Annotated in this window: 2 protein-coding genes; one reads left to right on the forward strand and one right to left on the reverse strand. The window is 41.3% G+C overall.

Translation table 11 applies throughout. The features are described 5' to 3' along the window. On the forward strand, positions 1-828 hold an 828-nt coding region (locus L4C33_RS20855), incomplete at its 5' end, for a glycosyl transferase family protein (protein ID WP_428814309.1). A 120-nt stretch (positions 829-948) separates the two neighbouring features. Here L4C33_RS20855 and L4C33_RS20860 read toward each other — a convergent pair. Further along, positions 949-2,556, reverse strand: coding sequence for a hypothetical protein (locus L4C33_RS20860; RefSeq protein ID WP_428814310.1), 1,608 nt, complete (start codon positions 2,554-2,556; stop codon positions 949-951). Positions 2,557-3,203 lie beyond the last annotated feature (647 nt).

Below are 3,203 nucleotides of genomic sequence, written 5' to 3' on the forward strand. Positions count from 1 at the left end.
GCGATGTTGTTGATGCTGATTCGAGTACAAAATGAAACCAATGAAGAAATTGCAGGCTTCGTTAAGGCATTTCAATCGCGCATGCCCGATCTAGGCGCTGATATTGACTGGCCTTGCTATGCAGGTAAGCGTAATGATAAGAGCAGTGGTAAGCCTTGGAATCTGTTGGCAGCCAAAATTTTGGCAGATAAAGGCTATAAGGTTTTGATGCATGGTTATATGGACAAACCCAGTGGTCGTGAGCATGTCGAAAGCTATTTAGATCGTGTTTCTGTACGTAGTGCTGATTCGGCAGAGCATGCGAAACAGATTCTTGAACAAGATGGTATTGCGTATTTACCTTTAGCGAACTTTGCACCAGAAGCAAAGACGATGATTGGCTGGAAAGCTCGTTATGGTTTACGAACGCCAATCAACACTGTGGTCAGAGCGCTTAACCCTGGAGGAGGGCGAATTGGATTGCGTGGAAGCTTTCACCCTGGTTTCCCTCAGTTACACGCAGAGGTTGAACATGTAATTGGCGACAAGTCTCATTCTGTTATTTCCTTTAAGGGACAATCGGGTGRATCTGAATATAACCCGAAAGTTAGCCAAACCGTGTGGATGAGCACTCCAGAAAAGGTTGAATCCTTTTATTGGGAAGCGACGATGCTAGCGCCGTTACCTTTACCTAAGGCTTGTGTACTAGACACTCCAGAAGATGAGATGGAGTTAATGGCAAATAGTGTTGTAGATAGCATGACTGCGGTTCTTTTTGCGGAAACACATGATAAAGATATCGCGTATACCAAAGCTGTAGGTTTATGGACAGAGTATTGCTCTAACTAGCGGTTAGTTAGGTTGTTCGTGACTGTCTTGTTAAGGTTACCAGTTAAGAAAGGTCAGCGATTAAGCTGACCTTTTTGTAATTTACGATGTATCCCTAAATTTTAAGACGCTCACTCATGACTACAATGATGAGACTAAAACTTCAGTGTCTTTAAAGGCTAACTTTTCAATATTGAACAGCATGTCTTTTCCTGTATTTGGACAGGTCACAAATACATACATGGATGGGTGATTATCGATAACACATTCGTCGTATTTGTTGTCGATAACATACGTATCGTTACCACCTAGGCCATTAATCGTATTTGGCTGGCTGTTACCCTCTAAAATATTATCTTCGTTGTTAGCAAATAAGCTAATCGCTTTATCACCAATTATTTTCGCGTTTAAGTAATATTGCGACTTGTAGGTATAAGCTTCTATTGGTGGAGTTACTTGGTAGGTATTCATTACGAAACGCGCATCTGTCCCTTTCTTTCGATGATAATCAGCTACGCCATTTGAATCTATTCTCACTGTATTTTGAATCATGTTGTGAAACATACCAGTGACGAACTCTAGGCCTGCATCATCGTTAATGCCGTTGTTACCGTTTTTCATTTTTTCTCGGCTTGTTAATTTATAACCATCCAGCCCTTCGGTCTTGTGCTGCCACATTCCCATATAGGCTTCGAATACAGATGCTAAATATTCATGAGAATAGCTCTGGCCTATTTCTGGGTTTTTATCATCACCTTCCCAGTCCTTCCAGCTATTTTCAGTTGGGTTCCATGCAACGACACTACCGTTCTTTTTGTCTGTGTACTGACGAAAGGCTTCCGCACGGACTTGTTCTTGGTACGCTTTCGTTGAGTTGTTTGGTGCTATTCCTTGCGCTTGAATTAAGTGAAGGATTTCTTCGAATGCAGCATCACGATCTGCTTCATCGCCATCCCCATTTTTCCCTAAAGATTGACACGTACTTGGTATGTCAAAGTTGCTCATGTAATGACAGTCACCAACGACAGTTAGTTCTCTGTAATATAAACCTTGGCTGTTAAGTATCCACTTTGGGAATCCGGCAACGAGCGGTAGTTGTGTATAGAATGCGTCTATTATCTGTTCTTGATCTGGTTCCGAGAGTTTGGAAAAATCACGAGTGAAAGCTTTCAATTCAGAAGTATTGATACTTGCAGGGTCTGATACATTCGCCCCATCCACTAAATTACGTAATACGTTCAACTTAATGGCGTTGGCTGCAAATAACCCTGTCAATAATTCCGCATTTTCCTTTTCGGTGCTAGTCAGCATCAATGTTGCTTCTCGCGAGGCAAGTTTTTGTGCGATAGATGCCTTATTAGATCCGTAGGTTGAATTCAGTTTGTTGGTGAGCAAGTGAGATATAATGTTTACAGCGCGAATCACTTTTTCACCATTCGCATTATCATCAGTCGCTAAAATTCGAATCTTTTTTTCTGTGTTAGATGAGTGTGACTTCGTATCGCTTATTAGTGTTAGCTCAACATATTGTGTAAACCCCACGTCTTTCGCGGACTGCATTTCGCTTGGAAATGTTGTTAGCACTTCACCATTGAAAGCGATATTTTGGCCTTGAGCGTAGTTTTTGACATCTACAGTAACCCCGGAACCTGTTCCAGAACCAGTACTCGATGCACCATGTGAGTCGCTTCCACAGCCCGATAAGCTCAAGGCAAGTATTGGCATTGCCCATATTAAAACTCGAAACATAGTATTCACACTCAAAATTTAGAAAGGAATTTGGCAATTAATTTTCAATTGCGATTAATTACATCCTTGTAAAGTCGTTAAGCTAGTTGCTTTTCTATACCCATCCCTTGGGTTAAAGAATGATATCTATTCGGTTTTTTCTGTCTAGATGGCAATATTCTGTCTTTGGAAATGTAAGTCCATTTGTAAATCAATTCTTCGAATTGTAAGAGGTTAGATTGACCTAGGTTGTTGATGTGTATGGTTTTTGTTGGGGTGGGTTTGAGTGGGGTCGAATCGGATCTAGTTTTGTAATCGTTCGTAAGTGAGGGAGTGAGTACATAGGTCGTAAGGGAGGCACAACATACTATGCAGAACATATTGTGGACTCCCTATATTAGGTGAGACTAAGCGCTGATGCTGAGTAAAATATACGATTATTGAGACGCTAGGACGGATTCCCCTGAATGAAATAACCGAAATCGACTTCCTGCGTCTTTTGAAATTTGGCGAGCTTAATATTTAGGTTTTTCTCTGCCGCCACGTTAATCGCGAGGCTAGACATAGCTTCAATATCTTCAATTAAATGAGCAGCTATGTCTAGCCTCGCGATTAACGTGGCGGCAGAGAAAAACCTAAATATTAAGCTCGCCAAATTTCAAAAGACG

The organism is Vibrio makurazakiensis, from assembly GCF_050337375.1.
In the GTDB taxonomy this organism is placed as follows: domain Bacteria; phylum Pseudomonadota; class Gammaproteobacteria; order Enterobacterales; family Vibrionaceae; genus Vibrio; species Vibrio makurazakiensis.

Coding starts and splice junctions, on each gene's coding strand:
- L4C33_RS20860 (WP_428814310.1), bottom strand. CDS start 2,556: ATGTTTCGAGTTTTAATATGGGCAATGCCAATACTTGCCTTGAGCTTA.